Source organism: Providencia sp. PROV175, from assembly GCF_032707045.1.
GTDB lineage: Bacteria > Pseudomonadota > Gammaproteobacteria > Enterobacterales > Enterobacteriaceae > Providencia > Providencia hangzhouensis.
Map to the genome: position 1 here is coordinate 3,395,225 of NZ_CP120533.1, position 17,900 is coordinate 3,413,124.

Annotated in this window: 13 protein-coding genes and 6 tRNA genes; 14 read left to right on the forward strand and 5 right to left on the reverse strand. The window is 42.0% G+C overall.

What is annotated here, in order from left to right; all coding sequences use genetic code 11:
• The first annotated feature begins 10 nt into the window (after nt 1-10).
• The 5 genes from kdpB (at nt 11) to P3L44_RS15430 (ending at nt 6,569) form a co-directional block, all read left to right on the forward strand.
• Nucleotides 11-2,074, forward strand: a complete 2,064-nt coding sequence (gene kdpB / locus P3L44_RS15410) for a potassium-transporting ATPase subunit KdpB (protein ID WP_272662550.1) — start codon at nt 11-13, stop codon at nt 2,072-2,074.
• Nucleotides 2,075-2,084: 10 nt separating this feature from the next.
• Nucleotides 2,085-2,678 carry a potassium-transporting ATPase subunit KdpC gene (gene kdpC, locus P3L44_RS15415; protein ID WP_036957946.1) on the forward strand — a complete coding sequence of 198 codons (594 nt, stop codon included), beginning with the start codon at nt 2,085-2,087 and terminating at the stop codon, nt 2,676-2,678.
• Nucleotides 2,679-2,686: 8 nt separating this feature from the next.
• Nucleotides 2,687-5,374: a two-component system sensor histidine kinase KdpD gene (gene kdpD, locus P3L44_RS15420; RefSeq protein WP_272662551.1), complete on the forward strand. Its 2,688-nt coding sequence runs from the start codon at nt 2,687-2,689 to the stop codon at nt 5,372-5,374.
• Between the two features lie 16 nt (nt 5,375-5,390).
• Entirely contained in the window at nt 5,391-6,077 is a 687-nt protein-coding gene (kdpE, locus tag P3L44_RS15425; protein WP_140172798.1) for a two-component system response regulator KdpE, read from the forward strand.
• A 96-nt stretch (nt 6,078-6,173) separates the two neighbouring features.
• Complete coding sequence (locus tag P3L44_RS15430; protein ID WP_140172799.1) at nt 6,174-6,569, forward strand: DUF5329 family protein; 396 nt, start codon at nt 6,174-6,176, stop codon at nt 6,567-6,569.
• A 216-nt stretch (nt 6,570-6,785) separates the two neighbouring features.
• Here P3L44_RS15430 and glnS read toward each other — a convergent pair whose 3' ends face one another.
• The 5 genes from glnS to nagE all read right to left on the reverse strand — a co-directional run bounded on the left by glnS (nt 6,786) and on the right by nagE (nt 13,101).
• Nucleotides 6,786-8,453: a glutamine--tRNA ligase gene (glnS, locus tag P3L44_RS15435; RefSeq protein WP_272662552.1), complete on the reverse strand. Its 1,668-nt coding sequence runs from the start codon at nt 8,451-8,453 to the stop codon at nt 6,786-6,788.
• Between the two features lie 168 nt (nt 8,454-8,621).
• Nucleotides 8,622-9,437 carry a sulfite exporter TauE/SafE family protein gene (locus P3L44_RS15440; RefSeq protein ID WP_272662553.1) on the reverse strand — a complete coding sequence of 272 codons (816 nt, stop codon included), beginning with the start codon at nt 9,435-9,437 and terminating at the stop codon, nt 8,622-8,624.
• A gap of 212 nt (nt 9,438-9,649) precedes the next feature.
• Nucleotides 9,650-10,417 carry a sel1 repeat family protein gene (locus tag P3L44_RS15445; RefSeq protein ID WP_272662554.1) on the reverse strand — a complete coding sequence of 256 codons (768 nt, stop codon included), beginning with the start codon at nt 10,415-10,417 and terminating at the stop codon, nt 9,650-9,652.
• A gap of 195 nt (nt 10,418-10,612) precedes the next feature.
• On the reverse strand, nt 10,613-10,867 hold the full coding sequence (locus tag P3L44_RS15450; RefSeq protein ID WP_272662555.1) for a colicin E3-like toxin immunity protein: 255 nt from the start codon (nt 10,865-10,867) through the stop codon (nt 10,613-10,615).
• 248 nt (nt 10,868-11,115) lie between these two features.
• A complete protein-coding gene (nagE, locus tag P3L44_RS15455) occupies nt 11,116-13,101 on the reverse strand; it encodes an N-acetylglucosamine-specific PTS transporter subunit IIBC (RefSeq protein ID WP_410480063.1) in 1,986 nt (661 codons plus the stop codon).
• 459 nt (nt 13,102-13,560) lie between these two features.
• Here nagE and nagB point away from each other — a divergent pair, with 459 nt between their 5' ends.
• From nagB to P3L44_RS15500, 9 genes are all read left to right on the forward strand, one after another.
• Nucleotides 13,561-14,364 (forward strand): glucosamine-6-phosphate deaminase, encoded by an 804-nt coding sequence (nagB, locus tag P3L44_RS15460; RefSeq protein WP_004256954.1) that lies wholly within the window; start codon nt 13,561-13,563, stop codon nt 14,362-14,364.
• 75 nt (nt 14,365-14,439) lie between these two features.
• On the forward strand, nt 14,440-15,603 hold the full coding sequence (gene nagA / locus P3L44_RS15465) for an N-acetylglucosamine-6-phosphate deacetylase (RefSeq protein WP_272662557.1): 1,164 nt from the start codon (nt 14,440-14,442) through the stop codon (nt 15,601-15,603).
• Between the two features lie 11 nt (nt 15,604-15,614).
• On the forward strand, nt 15,615-16,838 hold the full coding sequence (locus P3L44_RS15470) for an ROK family protein (protein WP_272662558.1): 1,224 nt from the start codon (nt 15,615-15,617) through the stop codon (nt 16,836-16,838).
• Nucleotides 16,839-17,209: 371 nt separating this feature from the next.
• Nucleotides 17,210-17,286, forward strand: a tRNA-Met gene (locus P3L44_RS15475).
• Nucleotides 17,287-17,293: 7 nt separating this feature from the next.
• Nucleotides 17,294-17,378: transfer RNA gene (locus P3L44_RS15480), tRNA-Leu, on the forward strand.
• Nucleotides 17,379-17,409: 31 nt separating this feature from the next.
• Nucleotides 17,410-17,484 (forward strand) — tRNA-Gln (locus P3L44_RS15485).
• A 31-nt stretch (nt 17,485-17,515) separates the two neighbouring features.
• A tRNA-Gln gene (locus tag P3L44_RS15490) sits at nt 17,516-17,590 on the forward strand.
• A 50-nt stretch (nt 17,591-17,640) separates the two neighbouring features.
• Nucleotides 17,641-17,717 (forward strand) — tRNA-Met (locus P3L44_RS15495).
• Nucleotides 17,718-17,727: 10 nt separating this feature from the next.
• A tRNA-Gln gene (locus P3L44_RS15500) sits at nt 17,728-17,802 on the forward strand.
• The last annotated feature ends 98 nt before the right edge of the window (nt 17,803-17,900 follow it).

Here is a 17,900-nt window from a genome sequence, read left to right on the forward strand (position 1 = left end):
GGGAAAAAAAATGAAAAATAAACAAACTAAATTATTCAACAATCAATTAATTAAACAATCTATTATTGAATCAATCAAAAAATGCACCCCGCAAGCGCAATGGCGTAACCCAGTGATGTTTGTAGTCTTTATTGGCAGTATTATCACTACGTTACTTTGGTTAGCCATGGTAATGGGTTACACACAAGGTAGTGCTTGGTTCAGTGGTATGATCACCCTTTGGCTGTGGTTTACGGTTATTTTTGCCAACTTTGCGGAAGCGCTCGCTGAAGGGCGTAGCAAAGCACAAGCCCAAAGCTTAAAAGGCGTAAAGCAACAAAGTAGCGCAACGCGTTTAGCGTCTGCTTCGCTGGATGCCAATCAAGAAATAGTGAATTCAGATCAGTTACGTAAAGGCGATATTGTGTTGATCCGTGCCGGAGATACCATTCCTTGCGATGGGGAAGTCATCGAAGGCGGCGCCTCTGTGGATGAAAGCGCAATTACAGGGGAATCCGCTCCAGTGATCCGTGAATCTGGTGGTGATTTTTCCTCTGTAACAGGGGGAACTCGCGTACTTTCCGATTGGCTGATCGTGGAATGTACGGTCAACCCCGGTGAAACCTTCTTAGATAGAATGATTTCCATGGTGGAAGGTGCGCAACGCCGTAAAACACCCAATGAAATCGCACTCACCATTTTGTTAACTGCATTAACGATCATTTTCGTCCTTGTCTGTGCAACTTTGTACCCCTTTACCTCTTTTGCCGCAGATTATGCCGGTGCTGGCGATGCAGTTTCTATTTTAGTGTTGATTGCCCTATTAGTTTGTTTAATCCCAACCACCATTGGTGGCTTGCTTTCGTCTATCGGTGTAGCAGGGATGAGCCGCATGCTAGGAGCAAATGTAATTGCCACCAGCGGCCGTGCTGTAGAGGCAGCAGGTGATGTCGACGTTCTATTACTTGATAAAACGGGGACCATTACACTGGGAAACCGCCAAGCCTCTGAATTTTTACCGCTAACAGGTATTACAGAGCAGCAACTGGCGGATGCCGCACAACTATCGTCTTTAGCGGATGAAACCCCAGAAGGACGCAGTATTGTGGTCTTGGCAAAACAAAAATTTAATTTACGTGAAAGAGATATTCATGCCCTGAATGCAACTTTTGTTCCTTTCTCCGCAATGACACGTATGAGTGGTGTCAATATTGGCGAGCGAATGATCCGCAAGGGCTCTGCGGATGCCATCCGCCGTTATATCGAAGCCAATCACAGTAAATTTCCTGTCGAAGCGGATCAACTGGTCGAAAAAGTGGCCCATTTAGGCGGAACGCCACTTGTGGTGGTTGATAATAAAACGGTTTTAGGTGTCGTTGCATTAAAAGATATCGTCAAAGGGGGTATGAAAGAACGCTTCGCCCAAATGCGTAGTATGGGCATCAAAACCGTGATGATCACGGGGGATAACCACTTAACAGCCGCCGCAATTGCAGCCGAAGCAGGTGTCGATGATTTCCTTGCTGAAGCCACACCGGAAGCCAAACTGGCGTTGATCCGCCAATATCAATCTGAAGGCCGCTTAGTTGCCATGACAGGTGACGGCACCAACGATGCGCCAGCACTGGCGCAAGCGGATGTCGCAGTGGCAATGAACTCTGGCACCCAAGCGGCAAAAGAAGCCGGTAACATGGTTGATTTAGACTCTAACCCAACCAAGCTAATCGAAGTCGTGCATATTGGTAAACAAATGTTGATGACTCGCGGCTCATTAACCACCTTCAGTATTGCCAATGATATTGCTAAATATTTTGCCATTATCCCTGCAGCTTTTGCGGTGACATGGCCACAATTAAATGCATTAAATATTATGCAATTACATTCACCTGCGTCCGCTATCCTTTCTGCGGTTATCTTCAACGCATTGATTATTATCTTCTTGATCCCTTTAGCCATTAAAGGTGTCCATTATCGCCCAATGAGTTCCCAATCATTATTGCAACGTAATTTAGGCATTTATGGCTTAGGCGGGTTAATTGTGCCATTCGTTGGGATCAAACTGATTGATCTGCTTATTAGTTTTTTTGGAATATAAGGAGTTGATTATGAATATGATCCGTTCGTCGATTATCATGTTACTAGTACTCACCATTTTTACCGGTATTGCTTACCCATTAATGGTAACTGGTCTCGCTAACATCTTTTTTCCATGGCAGGCTCACGGCTCTCTACTTATGCAAGATGAACGTACTGTTGGCTCAGCCTTGATCGGGCAAAATGTGGGTGATGTCCGCTATTTTCACGGTCGCCCCTCTGCGACGGTTGATAGCCCCTACAACGCATTAGCTTCTGGCGGAAGTAATTTAGCGGTCAGTAACCCGTTATTACAACAAACGATGATTGAGCGTAACGAACAACTGCGCGCAGCAAACCCCGATGCAGATAACGCCACCCCAGTGGATTTACTCACGGCGTCTGCCAGCGGCTTAGACCCCAATATTTCTATTGATGCAGCGTTATACCAAGCTCCACGCATTGCAAAAAGCAGGCAAATTCCTTTGGATGCGGTAAAATCACTGATAGAAACACATACTGAACAGGCGCTGTTACCCTTTTTAGGCGAATCAGTCATTAATGTGCTAAAACTGAACCTAGCACTTGATGAATATCAACAACAAATAAACAGTCAAACTCACTAGGGGCTGTGATGAACAATCAGGAACCTATTCGCCCTAACCCCGATGAACTCTTGGTCAAAGCCAATGAAATTGGGCGTGGCAAATTAAAGATTTTTTTCGGTGCCTGTGCAGGTGTTGGAAAAACGTATGCCATGCTGCAAGAAGCGCAAAGGCTTAGAGCCCAAGGGCTAGATGTTCTGGTTGGCGTGGTAGAAACCCATGAAAGAGAAGAAACAGCCGCGTTACTTGACGGCCTTTCTCTGTTACCACCTAGGCGCATAACTCATCACGGTCGCCGCCTAAATGGTTTCGATATTGACGCAGCAATTGCTAGGCATCCAGCCATAATTTTAATGGATGAATTAGCATTTAGTAACCCCCATGGCAGCCGCCACCCTAAACGTTGGCAAGATGTCGAAGAACTCCTTGATGCCGGAATTGACGTACTGACAACCATCAACGTTCAACACATTGAAAGCCTGAATGACATCGTGGGAAGTATTACAGGTATTCGCGTACGTGAAACAGTTCCAGATCATATTTTTGATGCAGCTGATGAGGTGGTATTAGTTGATCTTCCTCCTGACGACCTACGACAACGCCTTAAAGAAGGCAAAGTGTATATACCGGGGCAAGCCGAACGCGCTATTGAGCATTTTTTCCGCAAAGGAAACTTAATTGCACTGCGTGAGCTGGCTCTTCGGCGTACTGCTGACCGGGTTGATGACCAGATGCGTGAATTTCGTGATGGTAAAGGCCAAGCCCCCGTATGGCACACTCGCGATGGGCTCTTGCTATGCATTGGCCATAATACCGGAAATGAAAAATTAGTCCGTACTGCCGCACGACTTGCTGCAAAATTCGGTAGTGTCTGGCATGCTGTTTATGTTGAAACTCCCTCACTTCATCAGCTACCTGAAACCCAGCGTAGAGCTATCTTAAAAGCGTTGCGTCTTGCTCAAGACTTAGGTGCAGAAACAGCAACTTTATCCGACCCTTCGGAAGAAAAAGCGATATTACGTTATGCCCGAGAACATAATTTAGGGAAGATATTGATTGGTCGGCGTAATAAAGTAAACAAATGGTTTAAGCTCAATTTACGTCCCGGTTTTGCCGATCGTCTTGGTAAGCTCGGCCCTGATCTGGATTTAGTGATCGTCGCACTTGAAGAGAAAAGTGAGTGGGACAAAGAACCAGAAAGAAAGCCGTTCTCTGAAAAATGGCGATCGGATATGAATGGCTATTTAATGGCTATTGTGATGTGTGCTGCTATCACCTTATTTTCGCGCACCTTTTTATTGGCTCTCGATAAAGCCAACCTCGTGACACTCTATCTATTAGGTGTCGTGTTAATCGCATTATTTTATGGCCGACGCCCCTCTGTCTTCGCCGCCTTGGTTAACGTGATCAGTTTTGACCTGTTCTTTGTTCAACCCCATTTCTCCCTTGCTATCATGGATATGCAATATTTAGTCACGTTTACAGTGATGCTAATTGTGGGGGTTGTTGTGGGGAATTTAACTGCAGGTATGCGCTACCAAGCTCGTATCGCTCGGTATCGAGAGCAGCGAACACGTCACCTATATGAAATGACAAAAGAATTAGGACAAGCTATCACGACTGATGATATTGGGAGAACTGGGTACCATTTCCTTAATAATGCATTTCAAGCCAAAAGCTGCTTACTGCTCCCCGATGAAAACGACCAGTTATCACCATTAAAATGTGAAGGCCACAGTGAAATGCTGATTGATAAAGCCATTGCTAAATGGTGTTTTGATAAGCGGCAACCCGCCGGTGCTGGTACGGATACACTACCAAGCGTTCCCTATCAATTGCAACCTATCATCACTGCCGATCAAACCCTTGCCGTTCTTGCCATTGAACCAAGAAACATGCGCCAGTTATTGATCCCAGAACAGCAACGCATGCTGCAAACCTTTACAGGACTGATTGCGAGTGCTCTTGCACGTCTGCAGCTGACAAAACAAGCTGAATCAGCCAAATTAGATATTGAACGAGAACAACTAAGAAACTCCTTACTTGCCGCACTGTCTCATGACCTAAAAACACCGCTCACCGTTTTATTCGGCCAAACCGAAATCTTAATGTTGAATTTGTCTGCGGAAAAATCACCACTAACAGAACAAGTGAACCAAATGCGCCAGCAAGTACTTAGCACTTCGCGCTTGGTGAATAATTTACTGGATATGGCTCGCTTACAATCTGGCAGTATTCAGCCCAATTTAGCGTGGGAATCACTGCAAGAAATTACCAGTAGTGCTGTTAGAACCTTAGATTACACCTTACACAGCCATCCTTTAGAAATTGATATTCCAGCAGACTTACTACTTTATTGTGATGCTAACTTGATTGAACGGGTGCTAATCAACCTATTAGAAAATGCCGTAAAATACAGTCATGACGATACCCCGATTGGTATTCGAGCTACAGTTGAAGGGCAAAAAATTCATATTGAAATATGGGATGCCAGCAATGCGATTCCAAACGGACAAGAAAAAACCATTTTTGATAAATTTTCTCGGGCGCAAAAAGAGTCCGCAATTCCAGGAGTTGGCTTAGGGCTCGCCATTTGTCGTGCTATTATTCAGTTACATGAAGGCGAAATTTGGGCGCAAAATAATAATAAAGGTGGAGCGAGTTTCCATTTTGTCTTACCTTTAAAGCAACTACCTGATATCGAAGTAGAAACATAAAAGGATTAACAATATTGTGAGTACTAGCCATCAAATTCTGGTTGTTGAAGATGAAAAAGAAATCCGCCGCTTTGTTCGTTTAGCGCTGGAAGGTGAAGGCTGGAAGGTATTTGAGGCGGAAAATTACCAACGCGGCCTCATTGAATCCGGTACGCGACAACCTGATTTATTGATTTTAGACCTTGGCTTGCCCGATGGTGATGGGCTTGATTTAATTCGTGACCTACGCCAGTGGAGCAGTATTCCGATTATTGTTTTATCCGCTCGCGAAGAAGAATCACAGAAAGTGGCTGCATTGGATGCAGGCGCTGATGACTACCTCACAAAACCCTTTGGGATTAGCGAATTACTGGCTCGTGTTAGGGTTGCTTTACGGCGTTTCGGCAAATCCACCCAAGAAAACTCAAAATGCCAGTTTGGGGATATCACTATCGATTTTATTAATCGAATTGTTACCAAGCAAGGTGAAGAGCTCCACCTTACCCCGATTGAGTTCCGTTTACTCAGTGAACTCGTGGCTAATAGCGGTAAAGTATTAACTCAACGGCATTTATTACTGCAAGTTTGGGGGCCTAATTATGTGGAACATAATCATTACTTACGCATCTATATGGGCCACCTACGGCAAAAATTGGAAAATGACCCTGCTCGCCCTATTCACTTATTAACCGAAACAGGGATTGGTTATCGGTTTATGCCCTAATGGATTACCATTCATTGAATTCTAGGAATCTTACCGATAGTTTAAATTAAAAGGCTGCCTATAATTTACTCACCTTTTTTCTATGGAGAGAAATTCGTGCAGTCACTCACAGCCCAACTATCAAACCGTTTTTCATCTGCTTTAGTACTTTTTTTAAGCGTTTTTGTTACCACCCAAGCACTTGCGCTAAGCCCTGAAGAAAAAGTTCGTACTGAATCATTACTAGCAGAGCTTGGTAAGCAACAGAACCTTACTTTTACTCGTAACGGAACTGAACATTCTGCTGCCGACGCAGAATCTCACTTACGTTTAAAACTACGTAAAACAGAAAAACGTCTCAAAACTACAGAACAATTTATTGATAATGTTGCCTCAAAATCGTCCATTACTGGCGAAGAGTACCAAGTCAAAGATGCTCAAGGTAATGTGACTTCCGCGAATGAATATCTGCATGAATTATTAAAAGAAAAAGTGGATAGCAAATCCAAATAGGTTCTTCAGATTTTGTAGGCTTTGTAGATTACTATAAAAAACGCTGACATTTATTTGTCAGCGTTTTTTGTGCTAATACTCGATCTGGCCCCTAAATAATTTGTACCACAGGTAGGCGGCAAATTAAGTTATCCCGTGAGCATACATAAGTATGTGACTCGAGTAACTTAATGAAGCCAACACCCCTGTGGTGCAAAGTATGACGGGGACATCAAATTAAGAATTTTCGAGTTTCGCCCAAGTATCACGTAACCCCACAGTACGATTAAACACTAAATGATCTTCGCTGCTTAAACGGCTGTCAGCACAGAAATACCCTTCACGCTCAAACTGATACGCTTTTTCTGCCTCTGCATTTTTCAGGCTTGGCTCAACAAAACCGTGGCGAATAATTAACGAGTCAGGGTTGATAACGGATAAGAAATCGTCTTCTGCACCTGGGTTTGGCACAGTGAATAAACGGTCATACAGACGAATTTCTGCAGGCAAGGCATGCGCTACGCTAACCCAATGAATAACGCCTTTCACTTTACGGCCATCTGCTGGGTCTTTATTCAGTGTGCCTGCATCATAAGTACAGTAAATGGTTGTAATATTACCATCCGCATCTTTTTCAACACGCTCTGCTTTAATGATGTATGCATTACGCAAACGAACTTCTTTGCCTAATACTAAACGCTTATATTGGCGATTTGCTTCTTCACGGAAGTCCGCACGGTCAATATAAATTTCGTTACTAAATGGCACTTGGCGCGTTCCCATCTCCGGTTTATTTGGATGGTTTGGCGCTGTTAAAATCTCTTCACCAGCAGGCATGTTTTCAATGACAACACGAACTGGGTCGATAACCGCCATAGCACGTGGTGCTGACTCATTCAGATCATCACGAATACAAGATTCTAAAGAAGCCATTTCGACGTTGTTATCTTGCTTCGTCACACCAATACGTTGGCAAAATTCACGAATAGATGCTGCGGTATAACCACGACGACGCAAACCTGAAATGGTTAACATCCGTGGGTCATCCCAACCATTTACGTGTTTTTCGCTCACTAATTGGTTCAGTTTACGCTTAGACATCACCGTATATTCCAGATTCAGACGAGAAAACTCATACTGACGAGGGTGACAGTCAATCGTGATATTATCTAAAACCCAATCATATAAACGGCGATTGTCTTGGAATTCTAAGGTACATAAAGAGTGAGTAATGCCTTCTAATGCATCAGAAATACAATGCGTGAAGTCATACATTGGATAAATACACCATTTGTTGCCAGATTGGTGATGTTCCGCAAATTTAATACGATATAAAACTGGGTCGCGCATCACCATAAATGGGGATGCCATATCGATTTTCGCACGTAAACACGCTTTTCCTTCTTCGAAGCCACCCGCACGCATTTTTTCGAATAATGCTAAGTTGTCTTCAATTAGGCGCTCACGGTATGGGCTATTTTTACCGGGCTCTTTGAGTGTCCCACGATATTCGCGAATTTCGTCTGGGCTGAGCTCATCAACGTAAGCTAAGCCTTTTTTGATCAACTCGATCGCGTATTGATACAAGGTATCAAAGTAGTCAGAGGAATAACGAACATCGCCGCTCCACTCAAAACCAAGCCATTTAACGTCTTCTTGAATAGAGTTAACGTATTCGACATCTTCTTTTACAGGATTTGTATCATCAAAACGTAAGTTACATTGGCCCTGATAATCCTTGGCAATGCCAAAATTCAAGCAGATTGATTTCGCATGACCAATATGTAAATAGCCATTCGGTTCAGGTGGAAAACGCGTATGCACTGACGTGTGTTTTCCAGTCGCCAGATCTTCATCTATGATCTGACGGATAAAATTTGTTGGGCGAGCATCTGCCTCATTCATTGTCATCATTCCTCAATGCCAAAAGCGCGCAAAAGCGTATAGTAATTAAATATATTCTACCATAATCAATCAGGAAACAACCGTTTGATTGCGCCAAGTGCAGCAAAAGCGATGAACAGAAGGAATTTCGGGCAAAAACCTCATTTTTGCCCACCGAAATACGCGATTTTAAACCAGCAACATAACAGCTAAAACCACGAGTAACAGTAGTGGATAACTTTGGGCATGACGTTTATCGCTAAGGTAAGGCATTAATAATGAAGCAAAACGGATCCCTAACCACGATGTCACAATTAAAATTAATGCCCCTTTGATATAAATCATCCCCAGAAACCCTGCTCCGAGATCAATGTGCTTATCAATAGCGAAATAAAAATAGGTTAATGTGCCCGTGATTGCCATTGGTAATGTCAATGGGTTCGCAAATGCGGCTGCTTGGATCATACTGGCACCACGGCGCCGCATTAGTGGAACAGTCATCACACTGCCGCCAACACCTAAAAATGCCGCCACCGCACCAATCACCACGCCAATCGGGGTATCGGCAAAAATACCGCCACGGGAGGCTTGTATACCTATAGATTCTGTTTTCATAAAACCGGGACGAATAAAGCAATCTAAAATAGTGATAATTAAATAACCAATAAATATCCAACGAATTAATGCACTATCTACGGATAGCGCAACAATGGCCCCAAATATGCCACCAATTGAAATTGGAATAATAAACGGACGAATAATTGCCCAGCTAAGATTACCTTTTAAGTAATGGGCACGACTTGATAACGTTGATGAAAAAATCATCACGCAGGTTGAAGTTGCCACCGCAATTTGCATTGCCACACTGCCTGCATCGCTTTGCGGCCCCCACACTAAGGTAATCAAGGCATATAACAGTGGAACCGTAATAAAACCGCCACCGAAGCCGAATAGTGCGGTGGTGATCCCCGAAATAAAGCCAAATAAACACAGAAGCAGTTCCACAGATAACCCCTCTCAGTAATTGAGAAAATATTTTATCGATGAAAAAAGCCCCTTGCTTATGCAAATTTGACAACCTTGTTTGCGATTTCGCCAATGTTATTAACAAATGCAACTTTTTTAACACAGAAAATTAAAGTATTCTTTGTTCTATACTTTTAACTTATTATTTATAATGACCTTTCACACTAGTCATAAAATAAAACTTTACTAAATCAACCAATCGCATCTTCTTCTTTTTGATTTCCTCTATATTTTTTTAGGTATGTTTCTATTTGTTTTTCTACTTTATCATTACATTCTTTAACCCAAATACGATTATTAGGATCCTGTTGTTTACATTTATCGCCCTCATTTGATATTTTGAGTAAATCAACATAGATATCAAAATTCTTGAGGCAATATGCATCTTGCCCCTTTGGATTATCTCTTGCGGCCATTTCTAAATAGTATTTAGCTTTATTAAAGTCCTGAGGGATCCCGCCGAGTCCATGTAAATAAATCGTCGAAAGATTTTTTCCTGCTACAATTACCTTATTACCATGAAGGTGGTAAGCTCGTTCATAATATGAAATTGCTTCTGGCATATTTACTTCCCCCCCATTACCATGCTGATAGTTTACCCCTGTAAATAACAGAGCTAACCCATTGTTAGAATTAATTTTTAATACTCTCTTCAAAAAGAAATTTGCCAGTGCACACTCTTCTTTTGCAGCTTTCACATTATGTAAATGCTTAAAATCGGTGCAACCAATTCTGAAAAAAGAAAATAAGGCATAATTATCATCTTCATTATTATTTTTTAATGCCCGATGATATAACTCAACCACTTGTTGTTGGTTTTTGGGATAAGGAACTCGCTTAGGTAGGTCTGGATCATAACGAAGTTCTGTTTCATTATATTCAATGGTATATAGACGATCCCTCACAGTTGGAATTAAAGGAGGATTTATATTTCCCCCCCAAGTTGGAGTCCCGATCATGAACGCTCCTATAACGATAAACCATGAAATCAACCTCACGAAATTTCTCCTAAATCATAAGCCGAGAGTGAAGTTATAAGTATTTCACTAATTCAGTAATATTACATATTTCTTATGTTTTTGTTTTAGATAAATATTAATTTGTATAAAACAAGTAAATTAAATTATTTACTAATAATTTATAAATATAGATAATTACCATTCATCTCGATAATCGAATGAAACTTGATAATCATATTTACTAAATTCAATGTTATGTTTTATATGATATTGAAGATTAGAAACCCAGTCAGAAACCATATCAAAACAACCATTATTAATAATATTTTCCTCGGGATTAATGGTTTCCTCTATAATGCTATCATCATCGCCTAGATCTAGAGAATACTCTTCCCCAACATATTCCTCTGTTTGTTTATCAAACCAAACCAAATGAATTTTTAATCCCATTTCTTTCTCCTTATAGATACTTTTTTTATAATTATTTTAGGCGCTTTAATTTTAATTATTCGCGTATTTTAGAAAAAACACCTCCCCACAAAGCTAACAATTAATTATATTTTCTTTATACACTAGACTCAATTGATACTGATTATCATTATTTGTTATACCTTGAATGATTATCTTTTTCTTATTTAACCACCATAAAAAAGGGTGGCCTAAGCCACCCTCTTACTAACTTATAATATTAAACTGAACTATTTCAGAACATTATAAATAACCGTTTCGCCTGCTTTTACTTCACCGTCAACTAAAATCTCGACGCCAGCAAAGTCATCGATATTACTGATGATAACTGGGCTAATCATTGATTTAGCATTGGCTTCAAGGAACGCAAGGTCTAGGTTCAGTATTGGTGTGCCAGCGGTTACTTCAGCTCCTTCTTCCACTAAACGTGCACAACCTTCGCCTTTCAGTGCAACAGTATCAATACCCATATGAACTATGAGCTCAACACCGTTTTCTGTTTCAAGGCAGAATGCGTGGTTAGTTTCAAAAATTTTCACCACCGTACCTGATGCCGGCGCTAACACTTCGCTGCTTGTTGGTTTGATGGCAATACCATCGCCCACAATGCGGCTAGAAAACGCTTCATCTGGCACATCGTCAAGGGAGAACACTTGGCCGCTGACTGGCGCAACCAGAGATAAAATCACATTACCTTTTGCTTTCGCTGGCTCTGCGGCTTTTTTCTCTTCTGCTGCTGCAACTGGAGCAGCTCCTGCGATAGGGCCTTTTGCAATTACTTCAGTCATTGCTTTTGCGACCAATTCAGCACGTGTACCGACAATCACTTGCACATTTTGTTTGCTTAAGCGGATAACACCTGAAGCGCCTAAACGTTTAGTCATGGCGTCATTAACAATCGCTGAATCTTTAACACCTAAACGTAAACGTGTGATACAGGCATCAATACTGACGATATTTTCACTACCACCAACCGCTGCAACATATTGGCGAGCTTCTTTTTGAATATCGCTGTCACTGTTATCGGCAGGGCTAATGCTTTCGTCATAACCATCAATCGTTTCATCACCTGCGCTCTCTTCACGGCCTGGTGTTAACAGGTTGAATTTACGGATCATAAAACGGAAAATGACATAGTAAATGCAGAAGAAGACTAAGCCTTGAACAATCAACATATACCACTGAACGGCTAATGGGTTACGTGATTGCAATAACATATCGACTAAACCTGCGCTGAAACCGAACCCTGAAATCCATTCCATTGTTGCTGCGATATAAACCGAAATACCTGTTAACAATGCGTGGATCACATACAGAATCGGAGCCACGAACATGAATGAGAATTCAAGTGGTTCAGTGATACCGGTGAAGAATGCCGCAAACGCACCGGCAATCATAATACCAGCAACTTTCGCTTTATTTTCTGGACGTGCGCAGTGGTAAATCGCTAATGCCGCGCCCGGCAGACCAAACATCATGATTGGGAAGAAACCAGCTTGGTAGCGACCTGTAATACCTACCGTTGCCAGACCTGCTTCAATAGACTTAGCACCGCCTAAGAAGTTTGGAATATCATTGATACCCGCAACGTCAAACCAGAATACCGAGTTGAGCGCGTGGTGCAAACCAACTGGAATTAATAAACGGTTGAAGAATGCGTAGATACCCGCTCCCACAGAGCCTAAATCTTTAATACTTTCACCGAAAGAGACTAAACCGTTGTAAACCACCGGCCAAACATACATCAGAATGAAGGCTAAAATGATCATTAAGAACGATGTCAAAATCGGCACGAGGCGACGACCGCTAAAGAAAGACAACGCTTTTGGTAGCTCTACGCCACTGTAGCGGTTGTACAATTCAGCAGACAATACCCCAACTAAGATACCCACAAACTGGTTATTTATTTTACCGAATGCCGCAGGAACGCTTTCCAACGGAACATTCATGATCATGGAATAAGATGCAGGAGAACACAGTGTTGTCACCACTAAAAAGCCAACAAAACCGGTCAGCGCAGCCGCACCGTCCTTATCTTTTGACATCCCATAAGCAACACCAATAGCAAATAGCACGGACATATTATCAATAATAGCCGCACCCGATTTAATCAGTAACGCCGCGATTGCACTATTGGCTCCCCAACCATCTGGGTCAATCCAATAGCCAATCCCCATCAGGATTGCTGCGGCTGGTAGTACAGCAACTGGCACCATAAGTGCCCTACCAATCCGCTGTAAGTAGCTAAGAATATTCACAAACTCCCCCTTTATCGCCCTATTTTTGCCCCATTTACGGGATCTTATTGTTCACACACCTAAATCATAATTTAGGTTATTGAGAGTATCAATTTCATAGTCTAAATTAATTGTTTCGCGATGCAAAATAAATAGGTTCGATTTGTGATAAATGTCAACGAAAGAGTTACCGATATGACTAAATTACTAGCTATTATCGAAAACTTATTTTATGATTAAAAATAACTTATTTATGTTATTAACCTGTATATTCTCAGCGCGTTTAAAATGCAGGTGTAGCCGTTAAAACGGCACTGTGTACCAACACCAGCGCGTAATAAATTTGTAGTATAACGAGTATTCCTATATCTAATGAATAACATCAGGGATACATATATACATGAAAGATTTCACAGACTTATTAGAGGTAATTGAGACATGAGGCTAATTCCACTTAACAATGCGCATGATGTCGGCATTTGGTCCGCACAGTATATTGCTGACAAAATTAACGCATTCAACCCAACTGCTGATCGCCCTTTCGTTCTTGGGTTACCAACAGGCGGCACTCCTCTTGCCACTTATAAGGCATTGATTGCTTTATATAACGCAGGAAAAGTCAGTTTTAAGCATGTGGTAACATTTAATATGGATGAGTATATTGGTATTCCCGCTAATCATCCTCAAAGCTATCACACATTTATGCATGATAATTTCTTTAACCACATCGACATTCAAGCGCAAAATATCAATTTACTGAATGGTAATGCCCCTGATGTTGATGCGGAATGCCAACGTTATGAAGATAAAATTAAATCTTACGGCAAAATTAATTTATTTATGGGCGGCGTAGGTAACGACGGTCACATTGCTTTTAATGAACCCGGTTCTTCATTGAACTCTCGTACCCGCATTAAGACATTAACACCAGAAACGCGCCAAGCTAACTCACGTTTCTTTGATAATGATATCAATCAAGTACCAAAATTCGCTTTAACTGTGGGTGTAGCCACGTTAATGGATGCTGAAGAGTTAATGGTACTCGCTACGGGTGCGAATAAAGCGAACGCAGTTCATGCAGCAGTTGAAGGTTCAATTAACCATATGTGGACAGTGAGTTGCGTGCAAATGCACCCAAAAGCACTGGTCGTTTGTGATGAACCAGCAACACTCGAATTAAAAGTTAAAACACTTAAATATTTCAAACAGCTAGAATCTGAAATTATTGAAAAGTTTAACTAAGATTATGTTTATCAATCACCCGGTCAGCGAAGGCTGATCGGTGACCCACCTTCCAGAGGTCAGGAGTTTTAAGCCATGTATGCATTAACAAATTGCATTATTTATACAGGTCATGAAAGACTGGATAACCATGCGGTCGTCATTGATGGTGAAATCATCAAAGATGTTTGTCCTGTCTCTGAATTACCTTCCCATATTCCACTGCATGACCTACAAGGTGCAATCTTATCCGCTGGGTTTATTGACCTGCAAGTCAACGGCTGTGGTGGTGTCCAATTCAATGATAATAAAGAAAATGTCACATTGAAGAATTTGGATATCATGCAAAAAGCCAATGAGCGTACAGGGTGCACCAGTTACCTGCCAACGCTGATTACTTGCTCTGACGAATTAATGAAGCATGGTATTGAGGTCATGACAGAGTACTTAAAAGACCACAAGAACCAAGCTCTAGGACTTCATTTAGAAGGCCCATATATTAATGTTATCAAAAAAGGTACGCATAACCCTGAATTTATCCGCCAACCATCCGCGCAGATGATTGATTATTTAGCCGCTCATGCAGACGCTATCACTAAAATTACTTTAGCGCCTGAAATGGTAGAACTTGATTACATTCACCAATTGAAAGATTCCGGCATTGTTATTTCTGCTGGACATTCAAATGCGACGTATGAAGAAGCCAAACTGGGTTTTAAAGCCGGAATTCGCTTTTCAACGCACCTTTTTAACGCCATGCCATATATTTCAGGCCGTGGCCCAGGTTTAGTTGGCGCTATTTATGACACTCCTGAAGTATATGCGGGAATTATCGCTGATGGCTTGCATGTCCAGTGGGCAAACATTCGTAATAGCAAACACTTAAAAGGTGATAAATTAATTTTAGTGACTGATGCCACAGCGCCCGCAGGAATAGATCCTCAAACTGGTGAAATGGATCATTTTATCTTCGCAGGTAAAACCATATACTACCGCGATGGATTATGTGTAGATGAAAATGGCACACTCAGCGGCTCATCACTCACAATGATAGAAGCAGTGAGAAACAGTGTAGAGTACGTGGGTATCCCATTAGATGAAACACTGAGAATGGCAACGCTCTACCCCGCAAGAGCCATCGGAGTTGATGAGACCTTAGGGTCTATTGCTCCGGGTAAAATTGCGAATTTAACCGCGTTTAACCACGACTTCGACGTCCTTGCAACCTATGTTAACGGAGCAGAAGTCTACAAAAAATGAGTAACTAGCTAATGAATCAAAGCCACTCGCTGAAGCAAATTGGTAATATTGATCTCGTCAAACAACTAAATAGCGCTGTCGTCTATAGTTTAATTGACCAACATGGCCCGATATCAAGAATTCAAATCGCGGAGCAAAGCCAACTTGCCCCAGCCAGTGTGACTAAAATCACTCGCCAGTTACTCGAACGTGGTTTAATTAAAGAAGTTGACCAACAGGCCTCCACTGGGGGCCGTCGTGCTATATCTATTGTTTCTGAGCACAAAAATTTTCATACGATTGGCGTCCGCTTAGGCCGCTATGATGCCACCATTGCCTTATACGACTTAGGTGGCAAAATGATTGTCGATGCTCATTACCCTATCACAGAGCCCTCTCAGCAAGCGGTTGAACAAAAACTGATTGCCGCCCTTGAAGACTTTATCGAACACAATCAGAAACGCTTAAAAGAGTTGATCGCGATTTCTATTATTCTCCCTGGGTTAGTTAACCCAAACAGTGGTATTGTCTACTACATGCCGCATATCAAGGTCGATAATTGGCATCTCATCGACAACTTGCAAGCACACTTTAAAATTACCTGTTATGCAGGGCACGATATTCGCAGCCTAGCCCTCGCTGAGAGCTATTTTGGTGCAACTCGTGATTGCGAAGACTCACTGCTCGTTCGCATCCACAGAGGCGCAGGGGCAGGCTTAGTCATCAATAAAGAGATATTGCTCAACCATCGAGGTAACCTAGGGGAAATCGGCCATATCCAAGTTGACCCCCTTGGCGAACTTTGCCACTGTGGTAATTTTGGTTGTTTAGAAACCATTGCCTCAAACCAAGCGATTGAAGCCCGCGTAAAACAGCGTTTAGAACAAGGCTATTCAAGTTCCCTTACATTGGAAACTTGTACGATTTTCCATATTTGCCAAGCTGCTAATAAGGGAGACCCACTTGCTACGGAAGTTATCCAGCACGTTGGTCGGCAAATCGGTAAAGCGATTGCTATCTCTATAAACTTATTTAACCCTGAAAAAGTCGTTATTGCAGGGGATATCACGGAAGCAGAACAAATTCTGATACCCGCGATTCAAAGCTGTATTGACACACAAGCCTTAAAAGGATTTAGGGAAAATCTTCCCATCGTCACATCGCAGTTGGTTCATAATTCGGCAATAGGCGCTTTCGCACTCACTAAACGTGCGATGCTTAATGGTGAATTATTACAAAAATTGTTTGAAAGCTAATTTTTGGCGTTATTTTCTTTAAAGCAGGTTGAGATACCTGCTTTTTTATTGTCTATAAACTGAATATTTTCATTTCATATATCATTTTTAGCATACTCCCCATTCCTCCACGTTGTTCCCCGCACAAATTTTTGAGCTCTTTCGCTGTATTATTTCCTCCCCTTAACAAATTACATTTATCTAGCGTCTAAGACAAAAAGTGATTTTTTTCAAATACGGGCTTGTTTTTTGCTGGCTTTATCGACAAAATGATTATTCAACAAACAAACAGTCACGTTTTCTGAAAAATAGTGCAAAAAGCTGTTGACTGTCGGGTCTGTAATTAGCATAATGCGCCCCGCAACGCCGACGAAGGTTATGCAAAAAAAGATGGCTATGTAGCTCAGCTGGTTAGAGCACAACACTCATAATGTTGGGGTCACAGGTTCGAATCCCGTCATAGCCACCATTATTTTGCGGGAGTGGCGAAATTGGTAGACGCACCAGATTTAGGTTCTGGCGCCGCAAGGTGTGCAAGTTCAAGTCTTGTCTCCCGCACCATTTTCCTTCTCGGTAGCATTGAATTTAAGATTGGGGTATCGCCAAGCGGTAAGGCACCAGGTTTTGATCCTGGCATTCCCAGGTTCGAATCCTGGTACCCCAGCCATCTTAAAACAATCAATAGTAGAATTCCCGGATGGGGTATCGCCAAGCGGTAAGGCACCAGGTTTTGATCCTGGCATTCCCAGGTTCGAATCCTGGTACCCCAGCCATCTACTATCCTACCTAGAGTTGCACAATTCATTTCAAAGAAATTATATATGGCTATGTAGCTCAGTTGGTTAGAGCACAACACTCATAATGTTGGGGTCACAGGTTCGAATCCCGTCGTAGCTACCATTTCTTTTGTTGGGGTATCGCCAAGCGGTAAGGCACCAGGTTTTGATCCTGGCATTCCCAGGTTCGAATCCTGGTACCCCAGCCATTCTCTTTTCAACATCGCTTAAATTAACTCCCTGTTCTATCTTACTATGCTTAGGCAGTCTTAATTTTACTTATCGATTTTATTGATAAATTAAATAA